16 protein-coding genes are annotated in these 15,952 nt (G+C 69.3%); 11 read left to right on the forward strand and 5 right to left on the reverse strand.

The window, feature by feature from the left end:
• Position 1: 1 nt before the first annotated feature.
• From ACFOSH_RS11480 to ACFOSH_RS11505, 6 genes are all read left to right on the forward strand, one after another.
• Positions 2-154 carry a hypothetical protein gene (locus tag ACFOSH_RS11480; protein WP_005161922.1) on the forward strand — a complete coding sequence of 51 codons (153 nt, stop codon included), beginning with the start codon at positions 2-4 and terminating at the stop codon, positions 152-154.
• A gap of 3 nt (positions 155-157) precedes the next feature.
• Positions 158-3,511: an error-prone DNA polymerase gene (locus ACFOSH_RS11485; RefSeq protein WP_378238719.1), complete on the forward strand. Its 3,354-nt coding sequence runs from the start codon at positions 158-160 to the stop codon at positions 3,509-3,511.
• Between the two features lie 106 nt (positions 3,512-3,617).
• Positions 3,618-4,127: a hemerythrin domain-containing protein gene (locus tag ACFOSH_RS11490; RefSeq protein ID WP_378238721.1), complete on the forward strand. Its 510-nt coding sequence runs from the start codon at positions 3,618-3,620 to the stop codon at positions 4,125-4,127.
• 69 nt (positions 4,128-4,196) lie between these two features.
• Complete coding sequence (locus tag ACFOSH_RS11495) at positions 4,197-4,679, forward strand: VOC family protein (protein ID WP_378238722.1); 483 nt, start codon at positions 4,197-4,199, stop codon at positions 4,677-4,679.
• A 139-nt stretch (positions 4,680-4,818) separates the two neighbouring features.
• Entirely contained in the window at positions 4,819-5,886 is a 1,068-nt protein-coding gene (locus ACFOSH_RS11500) for a reverse transcriptase family protein (RefSeq protein WP_378238723.1), read from the forward strand.
• A 22-nt stretch (positions 5,887-5,908) separates the two neighbouring features.
• Positions 5,909-6,496, forward strand: coding sequence for a pentapeptide repeat-containing protein (locus ACFOSH_RS11505; protein ID WP_378238724.1), 588 nt, complete (start codon positions 5,909-5,911; stop codon positions 6,494-6,496).
• Positions 6,497-6,573: 77 nt separating this feature from the next.
• On the opposite strand, the gene ACFOSH_RS11510 is transcribed toward ACFOSH_RS11505, so the two are convergent.
• Complete coding sequence (locus ACFOSH_RS11510) at positions 6,574-9,339, reverse strand: TNT domain-containing protein (RefSeq protein WP_378238725.1); 2,766 nt, start codon at positions 9,337-9,339, stop codon at positions 6,574-6,576.
• A gap of 117 nt (positions 9,340-9,456) precedes the next feature.
• On the opposite strand from ACFOSH_RS11510, the gene ACFOSH_RS11515 reads away from it, so the two are divergent.
• Positions 9,457-9,756, forward strand: a complete 300-nt coding sequence (locus ACFOSH_RS11515; RefSeq protein ID WP_378238726.1) for a DUF3017 domain-containing protein — start codon at positions 9,457-9,459, stop codon at positions 9,754-9,756.
• Between the two features lie 6 nt (positions 9,757-9,762).
• Here the strand turns inward: ACFOSH_RS11515 and ACFOSH_RS11520 are convergent, their stop codons facing one another.
• Positions 9,763-10,935: an MFS transporter gene (locus tag ACFOSH_RS11520; protein ID WP_378238727.1), complete on the reverse strand. Its 1,173-nt coding sequence runs from the start codon at positions 10,933-10,935 to the stop codon at positions 9,763-9,765.
• 197 nt (positions 10,936-11,132) lie between these two features.
• On the reverse strand, positions 11,133-11,450 hold the full coding sequence (locus tag ACFOSH_RS11525) for an ArsR/SmtB family transcription factor (protein ID WP_378238728.1): 318 nt from the start codon (positions 11,448-11,450) through the stop codon (positions 11,133-11,135).
• 323 nt (positions 11,451-11,773) lie between these two features.
• Between ACFOSH_RS11525 and ACFOSH_RS11530 the strand changes: the two genes are divergently transcribed.
• Entirely contained in the window at positions 11,774-12,943 is a 1,170-nt protein-coding gene (locus tag ACFOSH_RS11530) for an MFS transporter (protein ID WP_378238729.1), read from the forward strand.
• Between the two features lie 3 nt (positions 12,944-12,946).
• Here the strand turns inward: ACFOSH_RS11530 and ACFOSH_RS11535 are convergent, their stop codons facing one another.
• Positions 12,947-13,135 (reverse strand): DUF1918 domain-containing protein, encoded by a 189-nt coding sequence (locus ACFOSH_RS11535; RefSeq protein ID WP_093938839.1) that lies wholly within the window; start codon positions 13,133-13,135, stop codon positions 12,947-12,949.
• A gap of 187 nt (positions 13,136-13,322) precedes the next feature.
• Between ACFOSH_RS11535 and ACFOSH_RS11540 the strand changes: the two genes are divergently transcribed.
• The 3 genes from ACFOSH_RS11540 (at position 13,323) to ACFOSH_RS11550 (ending at position 15,228) form a co-directional block, all read left to right on the forward strand.
• Positions 13,323-13,757, forward strand: coding sequence for a TrmH family RNA methyltransferase (locus ACFOSH_RS11540; RefSeq protein ID WP_378238730.1), 435 nt, complete (start codon positions 13,323-13,325; stop codon positions 13,755-13,757).
• Positions 13,758-13,779: 22 nt separating this feature from the next.
• Positions 13,780-14,424, forward strand: coding sequence for a spermine/spermidine synthase domain-containing protein (locus ACFOSH_RS11545; RefSeq protein ID WP_378238731.1), 645 nt, complete (start codon positions 13,780-13,782; stop codon positions 14,422-14,424).
• 237 nt (positions 14,425-14,661) lie between these two features.
• Positions 14,662-15,228: a GNAT family N-acetyltransferase gene (locus tag ACFOSH_RS11550; RefSeq protein ID WP_378238732.1), complete on the forward strand. Its 567-nt coding sequence runs from the start codon at positions 14,662-14,664 to the stop codon at positions 15,226-15,228.
• Here the strand turns inward: ACFOSH_RS11550 and ACFOSH_RS11555 are convergent, their stop codons facing one another.
• Positions 15,229-15,792: an HhH-GPD-type base excision DNA repair protein gene (locus ACFOSH_RS11555; protein ID WP_378238733.1), complete on the reverse strand. Its 564-nt coding sequence runs from the start codon at positions 15,790-15,792 to the stop codon at positions 15,229-15,231.
• Positions 15,793-15,952 lie beyond the last annotated feature (160 nt).

Raw genomic sequence — 15,952 nt, forward strand, 5'->3', positions numbered from 1 at the left:
CATGGACGAGGAGTACACGCGGCTGGTGCGGCGCTGGCTGGAGGAACCGGCCATCCCGGTGCAGCGCGCGGAGTTGGACACGGCTTGGGCGGCGTGCGTCCCGCGAGCCGAAGTGTTCGTCCCCGCGCCGAGACGCTCGACCGAGAACCGGTGACCGATGGGCTGGAACAACCCTCCGCGGCCGTGGAAGGACCTCGCCCGTGAGCTCGCGGGCGAGGTCCAGCCCGGCGACGGCGGTGACAGCCCCGCGTGGAGCGCCAAGCGGGAGGGCTACCAGCGGCCCCCGGACCTGACGGGGCAGATCGGCGAAGACGACGGAGCCACCGCGCGCCGGATGCCGTACGCCGAACTGCACTGCCATTCGAACTTCAGCTTCCTTGACGGGGCGAGCCATCCCGAGGAACTGGTGGAGGAGGCCGCGCGGCTGGGCCTGGACGCGATCGCGCTCACCGACCACGACGGCATGTACGGCGTGGTGCGCTTCGCCGAAGCGGCGAGGGAACTGGGCGTGCACACCGTCTTCGGCACGGAGCTCAGTTTCGGCCTGTCCGGGCCGCAGAACGGGTTCGCCGATCCCGAGGGCGAGCACCTCCTTTTGCTGGCCAAGCAGAAGGACGGCTACCTGAGCCTGAACCGCGCGATCACCGCCGGGCAGCTGTACGGCTTCGACAGGGATTCGTTGTCTCCCCAGGAAAGGGCGGAGAAGGGCAGGCCGGTCTACGACCTGCGCGCGGTCGCCGAAGAGGTCGACGGGAAGTGTGTCGTGCTCACCGGCTGCCGCAAGGGCGCGGTGCGCAAGGCACTGGTCACCGATGGTCCCGCCGCGGCCGTCGAAAGACTGAAGGAACTCATCGACTGCTTCGGCCGGGAAAACGTCTACGTCGAACTCATCGACCACAGTCTTCCCCTGGACAGCACGCACAACGACCTGCTGAGCGAGATGGCCCTGGAGTTCGGGCTCCCGACGGTGGCGACCACGGCCGCGCACTACGCCCGGCCGGAACGGGCCCCGCTCGCCGACGCGCTCAGCGCCATCCGCGCCCGGCGCGGCCTGGAGGACATGGAGGGCTGGCTGCCCGCCGCGGGGACGGCGTTCCTGCGGTCGGGGGAGGAGATGGCCGAGATCTTCAAGCGGTACCCGGGCGCGGTGCAGCGGGCGGCGCTGCTCGGCCGGGAGTGCGCGTTCGAACTACACCACATCGAACCGAAGTTGCCGCCGTTCGAGGTGCCGGAGGGGCACGACGAAGCGTCCTACTTGCGTTACCTCACCAAGAAAGGCGCGAAGGAGCACGAGAAGAACAAGGACGACGACTACCGCGAGAAGGCCCGGAAGCTGATCGACCACGAACTGCGGATCATCGAAGAACTGGGCTTCCCCGGCTACTTCCTGATCGTCTGGGACATCGTGCGGTTCTGCCGGAAGAACGACATCCTTTGCCAAGGCCGGGGTTCGGCCGCGAATTCGGCGGTCTGCTACGCGCTCGGCATCACCAAGGTCGACGCGGTGCGCTACGGCCTGCTCTTCGAACGGTTCCTCGCCCCGGATCGCGACGGCTACCCGGACATCGACCTCGACATCGAATCCGACCGCCGCGAGGAGGCGATCCAGTACGTCTACGGGAAATACGGGCGGCTGAACACCGCGCAGGTCGCGAACGTGATCACCTACCGGGCCCGGTCCGCGGTCCGGGACGCGGCGCGGGGGCTGGGGTACTCGCCCGGCCAGCAGGACGCGTGGAGCAAGCAGATCGACCGCTGGGGAGCGTTGCGGGCCACGGAAAAAGACCACGATCACGACATTCCGGAAGAGGTCGTGGAACTCGCTTGCGCGCTCGAAGACTTCCCCCGGCACCTCGGCATCCATTCCGGCGGGATGGTGATCTGCGAGCAGCCGGTGAGCGAGGTCGTGCCGATCGAATGGGCCCGGATGGAGAACCGCAGCGTCGTGCAGTGGGAGAAGGACGACTGTGCGGCCGCGGGATTGGTCAAATTCGATCTGCTCGGACTCGGGATGTTGTCGGCCCTGCACTATATGATCGATCTTGTCCGCGACCACAAAGGGGAGGAGGTCGACATCTCCGAATTGGATCTCAAGGACCAGAACGTCTATGGAATGCTCTGCCGGGCCGACGCGATCGGTGTCTTCCAGGTGGAGAGCCGCGCGCAGCTGGCCACCCTGCCTCGCTTGCGCCCCAAGAAGTTCTACGATCTGGCGGTCGAGGTCGCGCTCATCCGGCCCGGCCCGATCCAAGGTGGTTCGGTGCATCCCTACATCCGGCGCAAGAACGAGCAGGAGAAATGGGATTTCGACCATCCGAAACTGGAGAACGCGCTGAAGAAGACTCTCGGCGTCCCGTTGTTCCAGGAACAGATGATGCAGATCGCCCTCGACGTCGCCGATTTCACTCCGGCGGAGGCGGATCAGCTTCGGCACGCCATGGGGGCCAAACGTTCCGAGCAGAAGATGGAACGGCTCAAACGGCGCTTCCTCGAAGGCGCCGCGAAGAACGACATCGAAGGTGAGCTCGCGGAGAAGATCTTCGGCAAGCTCAAGGCTTTCGCGAATTTCGGTTTCCCGGAGAGTCACGCGCTGAGTTTCGCCCTGCTGGTGTTCGCGAGCGCGTACTTCAAGTACTACCACCCGGACGCGTTCCTGGCGGGTTTGCTGCGTGCCCAGCCGATGGGGTTCTATTCGCCGCAGTCGCTGGTCGCCGACGCGCGGCGGCACGGGGTGCGGGTGCTCGGCCCCGACATCAACGCGAGCCTCCCGCACGCGACGCTGGAACCCTTGCCGGAAGGGGAAGAGCTGCTCGCGGTGCGTGGCGGCCTGTCCACCGTGCGGATGATCGGCGAGAACCTGGCGAAGGAGATCGTCGAGGAGCGGGAACGTGGTGGCCCGTTCGCGGACCTGTCCGAGGTCGCCCGGCGCGTGCGGCTGACCAAACCGCAGGTCGAGGCACTAGCCGCGGCCGGCGCGTTCGGCTGTTTCGGCGAGAGCAGGCGAAGCGCGCTCTGGGCGGCGGGGGCGGTCGCCGATGAAAGCCCGGAGAAACTGCCGGGGCTCACCACCGGGGCCAAGGCGCCGATGCTGCCGGGGATGGACGAAATCGACATCGCGGCCGCGGACGTCTGGGCCACCGGGGTGTCGCCGGACAGCTTCCCGACCCAGTTCATCCGGGAGCGACTCGACGAACTCGGTGTCGTCACGGCCGAGGGCCTGCGAGGGGTTCCCCATGGCGCCCAGGTGCTGACAGGCGGCGCGGTGACCCATCGCCAGCGGCCCGCGACCGCGGGCGGGGTCACCTTCATGAACCTCGAAGACGAGACGGGGATGATCAACATCATCTGCACGATGGGGGTGTGGCAGCGCTACCACCGGGTCGCCCGCGGCAGCCCAGCGCTGCTGGTCCGCGGCGTGGTCGAGCGCACCGGCGAGGTGGTGAACGTCCTCGCCGAACAGATCCGGCATCTGCCGCTGCGGATCACCGCCAAGTCCCGTGACTTCCACTGAACGTCCTTGACGATCACCCGTGGCCTGTGCTGTAGTTCGATCAACGTCGCAGTGCACCCGGCAAAGAGACCGTCGTGGGCGCGGAGGCGTCGGACCATGGGAAATCATGGAAACCCCTTCTTCATCGAACGGCCGGCTGACGGCGTTCGGAAATCAACTCGTTCAGGTTCACAACTGGCTGCGTAAAGAGCTGGCCATGCTGCACGACGACCTCGGGTCGGTCGCGGAGGGGCGTGCCGAGCGGCTGCGCGATCTCCGGGCGCATTGCCTCACCTTCTGCTCGGCGCTGACCAGGCATCACACCGGCGAGGACGGCGGCGCTTTCCTTGTGCTGGCGGACAAATTCCCCGAATTGCGGCCGTCGCTCGAAGAGCTCGCGCATGACCACGGCGTGATGACCGGGATCATCGAACGGCTCGAAGAGCTGGTCGCCGGTGTCGGCCCCGGGTCGAGTCAGGACGAGATCCTTGACGTCCAACGGGAACTGGATGGTCTCACCGCGATCATGGAGACGCATTTCCGATACGAGGAGAAGCGGATCGTCGAGGTGCTCAACTCGCTGGACATGCCGGAGTGGCAGGAGTCCAAGCCGTCTTTCCTGCTGAAATCGCATTAGGACACGATCTGTCCTATACGGGTTCCAGTGTTCTTCTCATCGCACCAGCACGACTTGAGGAGAACTCCGATGAGCAACCCGATCCCCGACGGCTACCACTCGGTCACCCCGTGGATCATCTCGCGTGACACCGCGGGCGTGATCGACTTCCTCAAGCGCGTCTTCGACGCCGTGCCGATGGGCGAACCGGTGTACGTGGGGGGCGGGAAGATCGGGCACGCCGAGGTCCGGATCGGTGATTCGGTCGTCATGCTGTTCGACGCGCAGGACGACTGGGTCGAAACCCCGGCGTATCTGCGGCTCTACGTCGAGGACAGCGTGGAGACGCAGCGCCGGGCAGTCGAGGCGGGCGCCGAAGAGGTCACCAGGCAGACCGAACTCTTCTTCGGCGACCGCGTCGGCCGGGTCCGCGACCCGTTCGGCAACCTGTGGTGGATCCAGACCCGGCTGGTCGATCTCGACTTCCCGGAGATGGAGCGCCGGATGAACGATCCGAAGTTCATCGAGGCGATGAGGTACGTCTCCGGCGCGGAGATCATCCCGAGCCGCTGAAATCGGTAAGGTGGTGATCGCGACGCGGAGGTGAGCCGGTGGATCACCACCCACTCCGGGGCAACCCCGGGGAGAACGAAGTCAGCGAGACAAGGCGTCCCGCGCGAGAGCGGCACGCTTCGCGTGCGTGTCCGCGCGGATGACAGGAGAAAGAGTCACCTCCGCGTCGCTCATCGAGCCCATGCCGGTCTGGCGATGGCAGGTCGCCCGCTGGGTGACCTTCGACGAGTGCGCCGCCGCGCTCGACCTGACGCCCGGCGAACTCTCGTGGTTCGCCGACGCGAAAGGCTGGAACCGGCGCGCGGCCGAGCCGGTCCGGCACTACAGCTACCGCTGGATCCCGACGGCTTCGGGTGGGGTTCGGCTCATCGAACGGCCGAAGCCGCGGATCGCCGAACTGCAGCGCCGGATCCTGCGGCACGTCGTCGAGGCGCTGCCGGTGCACGAGGCCGCGCACGGGTTCCGGCGCGGACGTTCGCCGCTGTCCTGCGCCGCGCCGCACGCCGGGCGGGAGACCGTGGTCAGGATGGACCTCGAAGGGTTCTTCCCGGCCGTGTCCGCGCGCCGGATCTCGGCGTTGCTCGCGCTCGCCGGCTATCCGCCCGCCGTGGCGGAGGCGCTGGCGGGTGTGCTCACCACCGCCGTTCCGCCCGATGTTCTCGCCACCGCGCCCGGGGGACGGCGGGATCCGGCGCGCGTGCGGCTGCTGCGCAACCTGGCGGCCACGCATCTGCCGCAGGGCGCGCCTTCCTCGCCCGCGGTCGCGAACGCGGTCTCGCACCATCTGGACCGGCGGCTCGACGGCCTCGCGCGCGCACTGGGCGCGGCCTACACGCGGTACGCCGACGATCTGGCGTTCTCCGGCGATTCCCTGCCGCTGCACCGGTTGCTGCCCGGCGTCCGGCGGATCGTGACCGACGAGGGCTTCCGGCTGCGCGACGACAAGACGTCGATCGCCGCCGCACACCAGCGGCAACGGGTCGCGGGACTGGTGGTCAACAGCGCCCCGGCCGCGACGCGCGCCGACTACGACGCACTGCGCGCCCAGCTCCACAACTGTGTTCGAACCGGCCCGGAGGCACAGAACCGGACCGCGCATCCGGACTTCCGCGCCCATCTGCTCGGCCGCATCGGCTGGATCGCCACGTCTTCGCAGGCGCGAGCCGCGAAGCTGCGCGCGTTGTTCGACGGGATCACCTGGGCTTGAGCGGGTATGCGATCCTGGACGGGTGATCGAGACCGCCGAAGACTATCGAGAAGCCGTCCTTTCCCAGCAATGGTGGGAAAAACGCAGTTTCGTCGGCTGTGACTTCACCGAGGCCGACCTGCGTGGGCTGCGCACCCAGGGCTGCACCTTCGACCAGTGCGACTTCACCAAGACCGACTTCGAGGGCTCACGCCACGAGGCGTCGGCGTTCCGCTCGTGCACCTTCGACCGCAGTGTGCTCGCCGGCACCCGGTGGAGCTCCTGCTCGATGCTCGGATCGTCCTTTGTGGACTGCAGGTTCCAGAAGATCGCGTTCACCGAATGTGACCTGTCGCTGGTCTCATTGAGCCGCAATCGACTGTCCAAAGTAGATCTTTCCGGGTTGCGGCTGCGTGAGGCCAACCTGACCGAGGCGGACCTCGCCGGCGCCGACCTGCGCGGCGCCGACCTCACCGGGGCCCGGCTGGCGGGCGCGAAACTCGAGGGCGCCGACCTGCGCGGTGCGCGGATCGACGCCAACGGCCTGGTGCAGGCGAACCTCTCGGGTGTCCACGTGGACACCGAGACCGCGATCGCCTACGCAGCCGCGCACGGCCTCGTCATCCACTGACCCCCTCCGGACGCTATGAAAGGTCCTTTCCTTGCCAAATTTGCAAGGAAAGGACCTTTCATAGCGCTTCCGCGGAGCTAGTCGATCGGCGGTTCGCCCGGGTCCAGTTCGATGAGGTCACCCTCGGCGAGCAGTTCCTCGATGGACGCCGGCAGCAGGTACGCCGACCCGCCACCGGGCTGGTTGAACCACGGGATCGCGACACCGGCGAGAGCTTCGAGAGGCCGCTGCACGCGGTACACGTGGTACGGCCGGTTCACCCACTCCGGCACGAGCGAGCGCTCCTCGAACGGTGTCCCGGCCGCGTAGGTCAGGTTGCCGTTCGGGCCACCGAAGCGGTCCAGTTCGCTGCCCGCGGGCAGCTCGCGCAGTTCCTTGCCGCGGAACAGCGTCAGCGGCGGCTCGCCGTTGAGCGGCGAGATCGGCCAGTTCTGCTTGGCGTCCGGGGCTCCCGCGCTCGCCGCGACCGGCGGTCGGGCGGGTTCCTCGCGCCGCGGCGGCGGCGGAGTCACCGGCGGTTCGCGCCGGGGCGGAGCGGGCGGCGGGCTCGCCAGCACCGGATTCGGCCGCACCGGGGGCGCGGGCGGGACCGGCACGGGGGCAGGCTCGTCGTCCAAGTCGTCCCCGAGCAGCTCTTCGGCCGTGGTGAACGCCGTCTGCTCCTGGGCCGGGATCGCTTCCTGCGGCGGAATCGGATGCGAACCCGTCGCGATCTCGGGGGACAGCGTCGCCAGCACGGGCCGAGCCGGAACCGGTGCCTCGACGGGCCGCTCTTCGACAGCGGGCTGCTCGTCGAAAGGCGGCTCGTCCTCGGGCTGCTCGTCCACCGGCGGCGCGCCGTTCGGGTTCAGCAGGACCTTGCCGAGCATGAACGCGGCCGCGTCCTCGGCGTCGCCGAACACCGCCGGGTTGGTCAGCTTCCCGTCGTACCAGCCGACCCGCCAGCCACCGCCGTCGACCTGCTCGACGCTCCAGCCGTGCTCGGCGGGGCCGCCGATGCGGTAGACGTCGCCGGGCACGTCGAGGTCGTCGAACTTCGACTGCAGCTCGTTCAGCACCGGCACGGGGTGCTCGGCGCGGCGCGGGGCCTCCTCGCGGCGCGGTTCGGGCTCCGGGTGGGGCACGGGGGCGGTAGCAAAGGTCCCCCGCTCCTGCGGCGGGGTGTCGACCTGCGTGACCTCGGAGTCCGAGGGCGGCGGCGCCTTCAGCACCTCCGAGTCGTGCGTGAGCAGCGGCAGCTCAGGACCGGCGTCGGCCTGCTCGACCGGCGTGTAGCCGGCGGTCGTCTCGTCCTCAGGGGCCGTGTACGGCTGGTTCTCTTCCTGCCGGGGGTACGTGTCCTGCCCGTCCTCGTGGGGCCGCTCGTAGGCGTCGAGCTGCGGAGCCCGCGCGTACGTGGTGGCCTCCGGGTCGGCGACCCGTGGCTCCGGTTCGGGCTCGGCGCGCTGCGTCGTCTCGTCCTGCCGGTCTTCGTCGGCGTAGGCGTCCTGCTCGGACTCGTGGAACTGCGCCTCGTCGTGCGCGTACGGGTCTTTGTAGCCGTCTTCGTACTGCTGCTCGGCGGCGGCTTCGTGGAAGTCCTGCGCCTGGTAGTCCTGGGTGTCGTAGTCCTCTTCGTACCGCTGGGCCTGTTCGGCCTGATCCGGGACGCCCGGCTCGGCGGCGGGTACGGCCGCCGCCGCGGCGACCGGTGCGGCGGCCGCGGCGGCCACCACGGCCGGGTCCGGGCCCTGCTGGTGCGGCGGCGGGACGGGCGGCTGAGCGGCCTGGTTCGGGCCGGGACCCGCGGGACCGTGGGGTCCGGGCTGCCCGGGAGCGCCCTGGTTGACGGCGGCCTGCGGCGGCGGCACCGGGCCGTTCTGTGCCGGCCCGTTCTGTGCCGATCCGTTCGGCGGAGGGCCCTGCGGAGGTGGGCCGACGGGCCCGCCATTGGGGCTCCCCGGTCCGCTCGGGCCGTTGGGGCGCTGCTGCGGGGGCTGATTCCCCCGGGTGAGGTACCCCGCCGCGGCCTGCAGCGTCGGGGAGTCGACCTCGGGCAGCGCGAAGTCGTTCTGCCGGACGTGGTCGATCAGATCGAGCTCCGGCGAGACGCCGTACTCGCGCAGGTAGAAGTTCACGGCGGCGGGCCAGATCCACTGCCCGTCGCTGTGGAAGGCGACCGGGACGGTGGCCTCGGGGGTCTGCGCGAGCCTGTCGATGTCGTAGCCGCGTTCGGGGACCACCAGCGGCGCGTGGTCGAGATACTCGAGCAGCCTGTCCTGCTCGTCGATCTCCAGGTCGGGCCGGTTGATCACCGGACGCCCGGCCGGGCCGATGGTGTCGAAGATGCGGGCGATGCGGAAATGCGGGCCGGGCTGCTCGGGGCCGAGGCCGGACATGCGCCGGATCAGCCATTCGGGCACGTTCTCCTCGGAGCGGGGGAACATGCGCAGTTCGTCGGAGAGCGCCTGCGGAGGCGGCGCGAGGCGCCACTGGGGCTCGTCGCGGTTGTACTCGAGGTTGTAGCTGGACGGATGGTCGAGCTGGTAGCGCGCGTTGAACCAGGTGCCGCGGCCGTCGCGATACATCCCGGCACGGAGCCTGCCGAACAGCGTCGCGATGTCATGGGTCGCGACCCATTCGTGCGCGGTGCCGTCCTCGGTGATGATCTCGCCGGTCATCTCGTGGTACCTGCCGACGGCTCGGTACTCGGCGGTCACCTTCCGCCAATCGCGCGGCGCGGCCCGCAGCAGGGCGAGGCCGATCTGTTTGACCAGGGTGTCCTGCTCGGTCGCGTTCAACTGAGTCGTCGGTTGTGCCACGGTCACATTTTGACCGTATCCGCGCCTGTGTGCACCCCGCATGTGGGTTTTGCCGCTCTTGACAATGCGGAAGACGCCCTGACCTGGTGCCGGGTCACTCACCCGGGATACTGAAGAAGTGAACCGACTTGCCCGCGAGACCCTGAAGGACGAGGACTGATGGCGGTGGCCGGACAGCGGCGTGACCGTGGGGCACTGCTCCATCACCTGCCGTTCCTGCTGGTGATGCTGGTGGTGGCCGTCGCCGCCCTGCGGATCGGCCAGTACCACTGGCGGCAGGGGGCCGTGCTGATCGGCGGGGCGCTGCTGCTCGCGGGCCTGCTCCGGGCGGTCCTGTCCGACGCCAAGGCCGGGCTGCTGGCGATCCGGGGTAAACCCGTCGACGTCCTGACCTACGGCGCGCTGTCCGTCTTGATCCTGTTCATCGCCTTCACGATCACCGGCGGCCCGCTGTCCTGAACGCGGTCAGGAGGCCATGGCGGGGGCGAGGCGCGCCTCGCGGCGGTCCAGGCCGCCGGACACCACGGCCAGCGAGAGCCCCAGCACGGCCAGCGACGCACCCACCCAGTTGGGCGCGACCAGGCCGAGGCCGCCCGCGATCACCAGGCCGCCCAGGTAGGCGCCGATGGAGTTCGCGATGTTGAACGCCGACTGCACGGCGGCGGAGACCAGCGACGGCGTCCCGCCCGCCTTCTCCATGATCCGGGCCTGCATCATCGGGCCGATCATGAACCCGGCGAGGCCGACGAAGAAGATCGTCACCGCCGCGCCGACCTTGCCGTTCGCGGTGAAGGTGAAGATCGCCAGCACCGTGGCCAGCCCGAACAGCGAGACGTAGAGGCTCGGCATCAGCGCCTTGTCGGCGAGCCTGCCGCCGAGGTAGTTGCCGATCGTCATGCCGATCCCGGCCAGGGAGAGCAGCAGGGTGACGTTCGACGGCGAGTAGCCGGTGACGTCGGTCAGCATCGGCGCGATGTAGGACAGGCAGGCGAAGACGCCGCCGAGGCCGAAGGTGACGATCGCGAGCGCGAGCCACACCTGCGGGCGGCGGAACGCGCCGAGTTCGCCGCGCAGCGACGGCTCGACCGGTTTGCCCTGGTGGGGGACCAGTTTCGCGATCGCGGCCATGGCGACCAGGCCGATCACGGCGACGACGCCGAAGGTCGCGCGCCAGCCGACCTTCTGGCCGAGCAGCGTCCCCAGCGGCACGCCGACGACGTTGGCCAGGGTCAGTCCCATGAACATCATCGAGACGGCCTTCGCGCGTTCGCCCGGCTTGGCCAGGCTGGACGCGACGACCGCGCCGGCGCCGAAGAACGCGCCGTGCGGCAGGCCGGCGAGGAATCGGAAGGCGATGCCGAACTCCTGGTTCGGCGAGAGTGCGAAGAGGACGTTGCCGAGCGTGAACAGCCCCATCATCGCCAGCAGCATGGTCTTGCGCGGCAGTCGGACGGCGGCGGCGGTGAGCAGCGGTGCGCCGACCACGACGCCGAGGGCGTACCCGGAGATCAGGTAGCCGGCGGACGGGATCGACACGCCGAAGTCGGCGGCGGCTTCGGGCAGCACGCCCATCATGACGAATTCGGTGGTCCCGATGCCGAAGGCACCGATGGCGAGCGCGAGCAGCGCGACGGGCACGGCTCTCCTTCCGGGGGTGGTGATGCCGGGTAAACGATTACTCGCCCATCGTCGCGGAAGGGGAGCTGAATCGATTTAGGTCTCGGACACAAAAGAGGACAGCGCGTGCGGCCTCGACGTCGACGAGCTGTCCGGCATCCAGTTCAACGGATCAAGGGTGCCTTTGTCATCCCGGTTTCGGGTGAGGCTGCCCACCCTCAGCGGCGGGCGGCGAGCACGCCTTGGAGCAGGCCGGGGAAGAGGTCGTCGAGATCGTTGCGGCGCAAGGAGTTGTAGCGCGCCGTGCCCTGCTGGCGGCCCATGATGATGCCCGCCTCGCGCAGTGTGCGCAGGTGATGGGTGAGTGTGGACTTGGTCACGGCGACGTCGAAACCGCTGCACGAGATCTCGGTGCCGGACTCGGCCAGCTGGCGGACCATGTCGAGCCGCACCGGGTCCGCGAGCGCGGCGAGGACCGCCTCGATCCGGATCTCGTCCTGATCGGGGTAGACGTACTGCTGGGTCGTCGCGGCCATCAGTCCATAGTACGACGACCCTCGAACTTTTCGCGAGTTCGTAGTACGGTCTTCATCGAACTACGACAACCATCGAACAACGACCCCGCGTCGACTTTCGCGGGCTAATCGCGCTCCTGTCGCCTGCCGCACCGACCTGCGTTTAGCGGGCTAATCGCGATCCGGGCGGCTCCAGGGAGACCTGGGCCCGACCTGCGTTTAGCCCCCTAATCGCGATCCGGCGGTACCTGGGCGACTGGGGGCCGGGATCGCGTTCAGCGGGCTAAACGCGATCCGGCCGCGGTCGTGGAGTTGCCGCAAAAGGGGTCTGGAGCTGGGGAGTCATGACTTTCGCACCACCCAGGACCGCGGTGCTCGCGCTCGGCACCTTCGCGGTCGGCACCAGCGGGTACGTCGTCGCCGGGCTGCTGCCCGCGCTGACCGGCGAGCTCGCGGTCTCCGAGACAGCCGCCGCCCAGCTGGTCACCGCCTTCGCCATCGCGTACGCCGTCGGCTCACCGCTGTTCGCCGCGGTCACGGGCCGCTGGGAGCGGCGCACGCTCCTCGTCGCGGCCCTCGTCGTCACCGCCATCGGCAACGCCCTCGCCGCCCTCGCGCCCGGCTACGTGACCCTGCTCCTCGCGCGGATCGTCACCGCGATCGGCGCGGCGGTCTTCACCCCGGCCGCGAGCGCCGTCGCCGCCGAACTCACCTCCCCGGAACGCCGGGGCCGCGCGGTCGCGCTCGTCTTCGGCGGGCTGACCGTCGCGACGATCCTCGGTGTCCCGCTCGGCAGCGTCCTTTCGCAGAGTGTCGGCTACCAGGCTGTCTTCGCGCTCGTCGCCGTCTTCTCGCTCCTCGGCGCCTTCGCGGTCCGGCTGGTCTTGCCCGCCGTCCCGGCGCCGCCACCGGTCCGGCTGGCCGAACGGTTCACCGTCGCCAAGGATCCGCGTGTGCTCGCCATGCTCGGCGCGACCGTGCTCGGCTGCCTCGCAGCCTTCTCCGTCTACACCTTCATCTCGCCGGTCCTGTCCGCCACCGCCGGCGTCCACGGCACGACGGTCAGCATCCTGCTGTTCGTCTACGGCGCGGGCGGCGCGCTCGGCAACGTCTTCGGCGGCCGCGCGGCCGACCGCTGGGGCGCCAAGGGACCACTGCTGGTCGTGTTCGGCGGGATCACCGTGGTGCTCGCGCTGCTGCCGCTGGTGGCGACCACCGTCGCGGGCGCGGCCGTCATCCTGTTCCTCTGGGGCCTGGCGACCTGGTCGGTCAACCCGCCGATCCAGCACCGGCTGATCGAGCTGTCCAAGCAGAACGCCGGGCTCGTCCTCTCGCTCAACGCTTCCGCGATCTATCTCGGCGTCGGGCTCTCCGGCCTGGTCGGGGGAGCGGTGCTCAGCGGCGGTGGCCCACTGCTGCTGCCCGAGATCGCGGCGGTGCTGACCGCGCTCGGCGCGGCCGTGGTCGTGGCGGGCTGGCGGACCCGCGTGGCGCGGCCCGTCCCCGCCGAGTGACGGCTATTCGGCGCGGGTCTGGACCTCGCAGTCCGGTCCGGGGAAGACCAGCCCTTCGTGCCCGTCCGCGAACCGGACGAGATACGGCGGACCACCGTGTTCTCCGCGTACCTCGAGGATTTCGCCGCGCTGCCCGGCCGAGCCCACCGTGCGTCCGTGCACGTGGATCTCGTCTCCGACGGTCGCCTGCATGAGAACCACCTCCGACGCTTCAAGGTTAGGAGCGTCGGAGGTGATCCCGCTACAGTGTCGTCATGATCCTCGAAATCCTTGGAGGCGCGACGCCTCACCGCCGGTGAGCCCGTCGATCCGGGTCCGCACGCCCTCGGAACTGCGTGCGGCCAGAAGAAGGAAAACCCACCCCTGCTGGGGACATCTCGTGGCGGCACCGCTGTGGCCGCTGCACGGCGCGAATCTCGGTACCCTTTTGCGAACCTGCGACGCGGTGGGTGCCTGCCTTGCCGTGCCGAGGTTTCCGTGGGTGCCGGAGGCGTTGCGCCGCGGGAACACGTTGCGGCGCCCGGCTTGTGTGCACTGGGTCCACGATCCGCCGGGCTGGCTGACGCGGGAACGGGCGGCGGGCACGGCGATCGTCGGTGTCGAACTCGCCGAAGAATCCGTGCGCCTGGCCGATCTCCCGCCCGCGCGGGGCCGGACGATCGCCGTACTCGGCCATGAGCAGCAAGGCATTCCGCCGGAAGCGCTGGATCTTCTCGACGCCGTCGTCGAAATCCCGATGGTGGGCAGCGGCGCGAGTCTCAACGTCGCCGTCGCGGGCAGTCTCGTGTTGTACAAATTGGCGGGCTTGCTGTGACCGTCGCCGATAGGCTGCCCGGATGACCGACGTACTCGACACAGTGGCCGGGAAGAGCGGCGAATTGGTACTCCGCCGGGCGGGGGACGACTTCGAGGTCATCGCCAACGGTGTCTTCCTGATGGACACCCGGAACGGTGAATCCGAACGACTGCTCGTCTCGGTGGCGGCCGACCTGGTGCCCGGCAAGGCGCGGATGCTGATCGGCGGTCTCGGTGTCGGCTACTCGCTGCGTGCCGCGCTGGACCACCCCGGCGTCGGCGAGATCGTGGTCGTCGAGCGCGAACCCGCCGTGATCGGCTGGAACCGTGAGGGCCCGCTCAAGGACGTCCACGACGACGCCCTTTCCGACGAACGGGTCACCGTCGTCGAGGCCGATCTGGTGAAATGGCTGCGCCGGACGGACGAGCGTTTCGACGCGCTGTGCCTCGACATCGACAACGGTCCTGAGTGGACGGTCACCGACGGCAACGCGAAGCTGTACCAGGAGGACGGGCTCGACATGCTCGCCGAGCGACTGCGGCCCGGTGGTGTGCTCGGCGTGTGGAGCGCCGAGTCGGTGCCGTCGTTCGCGAAGCGGCTGCGAGCGCGGTTCGGCGAGGTGCGGGAGCTGAAGATCCCGGTTCCGCAAGGCGAACCGGACGTGCTGTGGTTCGCGCGGAGGTAGCGGACGCCGCGCGGGTCAACGCCCGCTGGTGTCATACGGTGTGCCGCGCGCACGGGATCGACACTTCGCCGGACTGTCCAATTTGTACACTCACGGCGGCATCGACGACGCGTGGCGTGGCGAGCTTCCCCGGCTTGCCGATCACCGGCTACGAACGTGGCGAGGATCTCGAAGCGGCCCGGCAGAACGGCTACACGGCACTGGGACCGCTGCGGGTGTGGCTGAAATGATCGCCGCATGGAGATCACGACCTGGCACCTCGAACAGACCTCGCCGGACGACCTGAGCACGGCGAAGCCGCCCGCCGTCCCGGTGACGGTCACCCGCGCCGAGCTGGTCAGCCCGGAGCTGAACCGCTACCTCTACAGCGCCGTCGGCGGCGACTGGTTCTGGATCGACAGGCTCGGCTGGACGTGGTCTCAGTGGATCGAGTGGCTGGACAGGCCGGGCGTCGAGACCTGGGTCGCGTACGCGCAGGGGACGCCGTGCGGCTACTTCGAACTCGACGGCACCGTTGAGGGCGAAGTGGAGCTCGCGTACTTCGGCCTGATGTCGTCCTTCGTCGGCAAGGGTGTCGGCGGGCACCTGCTGACCGTCGCGCTGCGGGAGGCGTGGGCACTCGCGGCGCGCTGGCCGGGCAAGACGCCGGCGCGCCGCGTCACGGTCCACACCTGCACCACGGACGGCCCGGCCGCGCTGAAGAACTACCAGGCCCGCGGCTTCCGGCTGTTCCGCACCGAGGTCGAGCAGGTCGAACTGCCCGCCGAGACGCCGGGACCGTGGCCGGGAGCGGCGAAGGGGTAGCTACTTCGCCGCCTTCTTGAACGCCCGCACCTCGCCGAGGGTCTTCGTGTCGACGACGTCGGCGATCGAACGCCGGGAGCCGCGGTCGCCGTAGGAGCCGGTGGCCGCGCGCCAGCCCTTGGGGTGCACGCCGAGCTGCTTGCCGAGCAGCGCGAGGAAGATCGCGGCCTTCTGGTCGCCGAAACCGGGCAGCGCCTTGAGTCGCTTGAGGACTTCGGGGCCGTCCGGTTTGGGGCGCCCGGCGGTCCAGATCCCGGCCGCGTCACCGTCGTAGACCTCGACGACGTGCTGGGCGAGGTCCTTCACCCGCCGGGCCATCGAGCCGCCGTAGCGGTGGATCGCGGGTGGGACCACGCAAAGCTCGACGAAGGTCTCGGTGTCCATCGCGTGGATCTTCCCGATGTCGAAACCGTCCATCCGGTCCGCGATCTTCTGCGGGCCGCGGAACGCGTGTTCCATCGGGAACTGCTGGTCGAGAAGCATCCCGACGAGCAGGGCGAACGGGTCCTCGGTCAGCAACCGGTCCGCTTCCTCGTCCCCGACCAGGTGCAATGCGCGCGTCATGCGCCCAGGATCTCACGACCGGGCCGCCGCGCGCGTCCTCATCCGTGTGGGTCGACGAGCAGGTCCGCGGCCGCAGTGAACACCGTTCGTGCATCGCCCCTAGTTGTAGCCCAGGATAAGCTGTGCGCACGAGCCAGTGCGATCATGGGAAGGAGCAGGG

The organism is Amycolatopsis speibonae (assembly GCF_042647925.1).
Taxonomy (GTDB): domain Bacteria; phylum Actinomycetota; class Actinomycetes; order Mycobacteriales; family Pseudonocardiaceae; genus Amycolatopsis; species Amycolatopsis speibonae.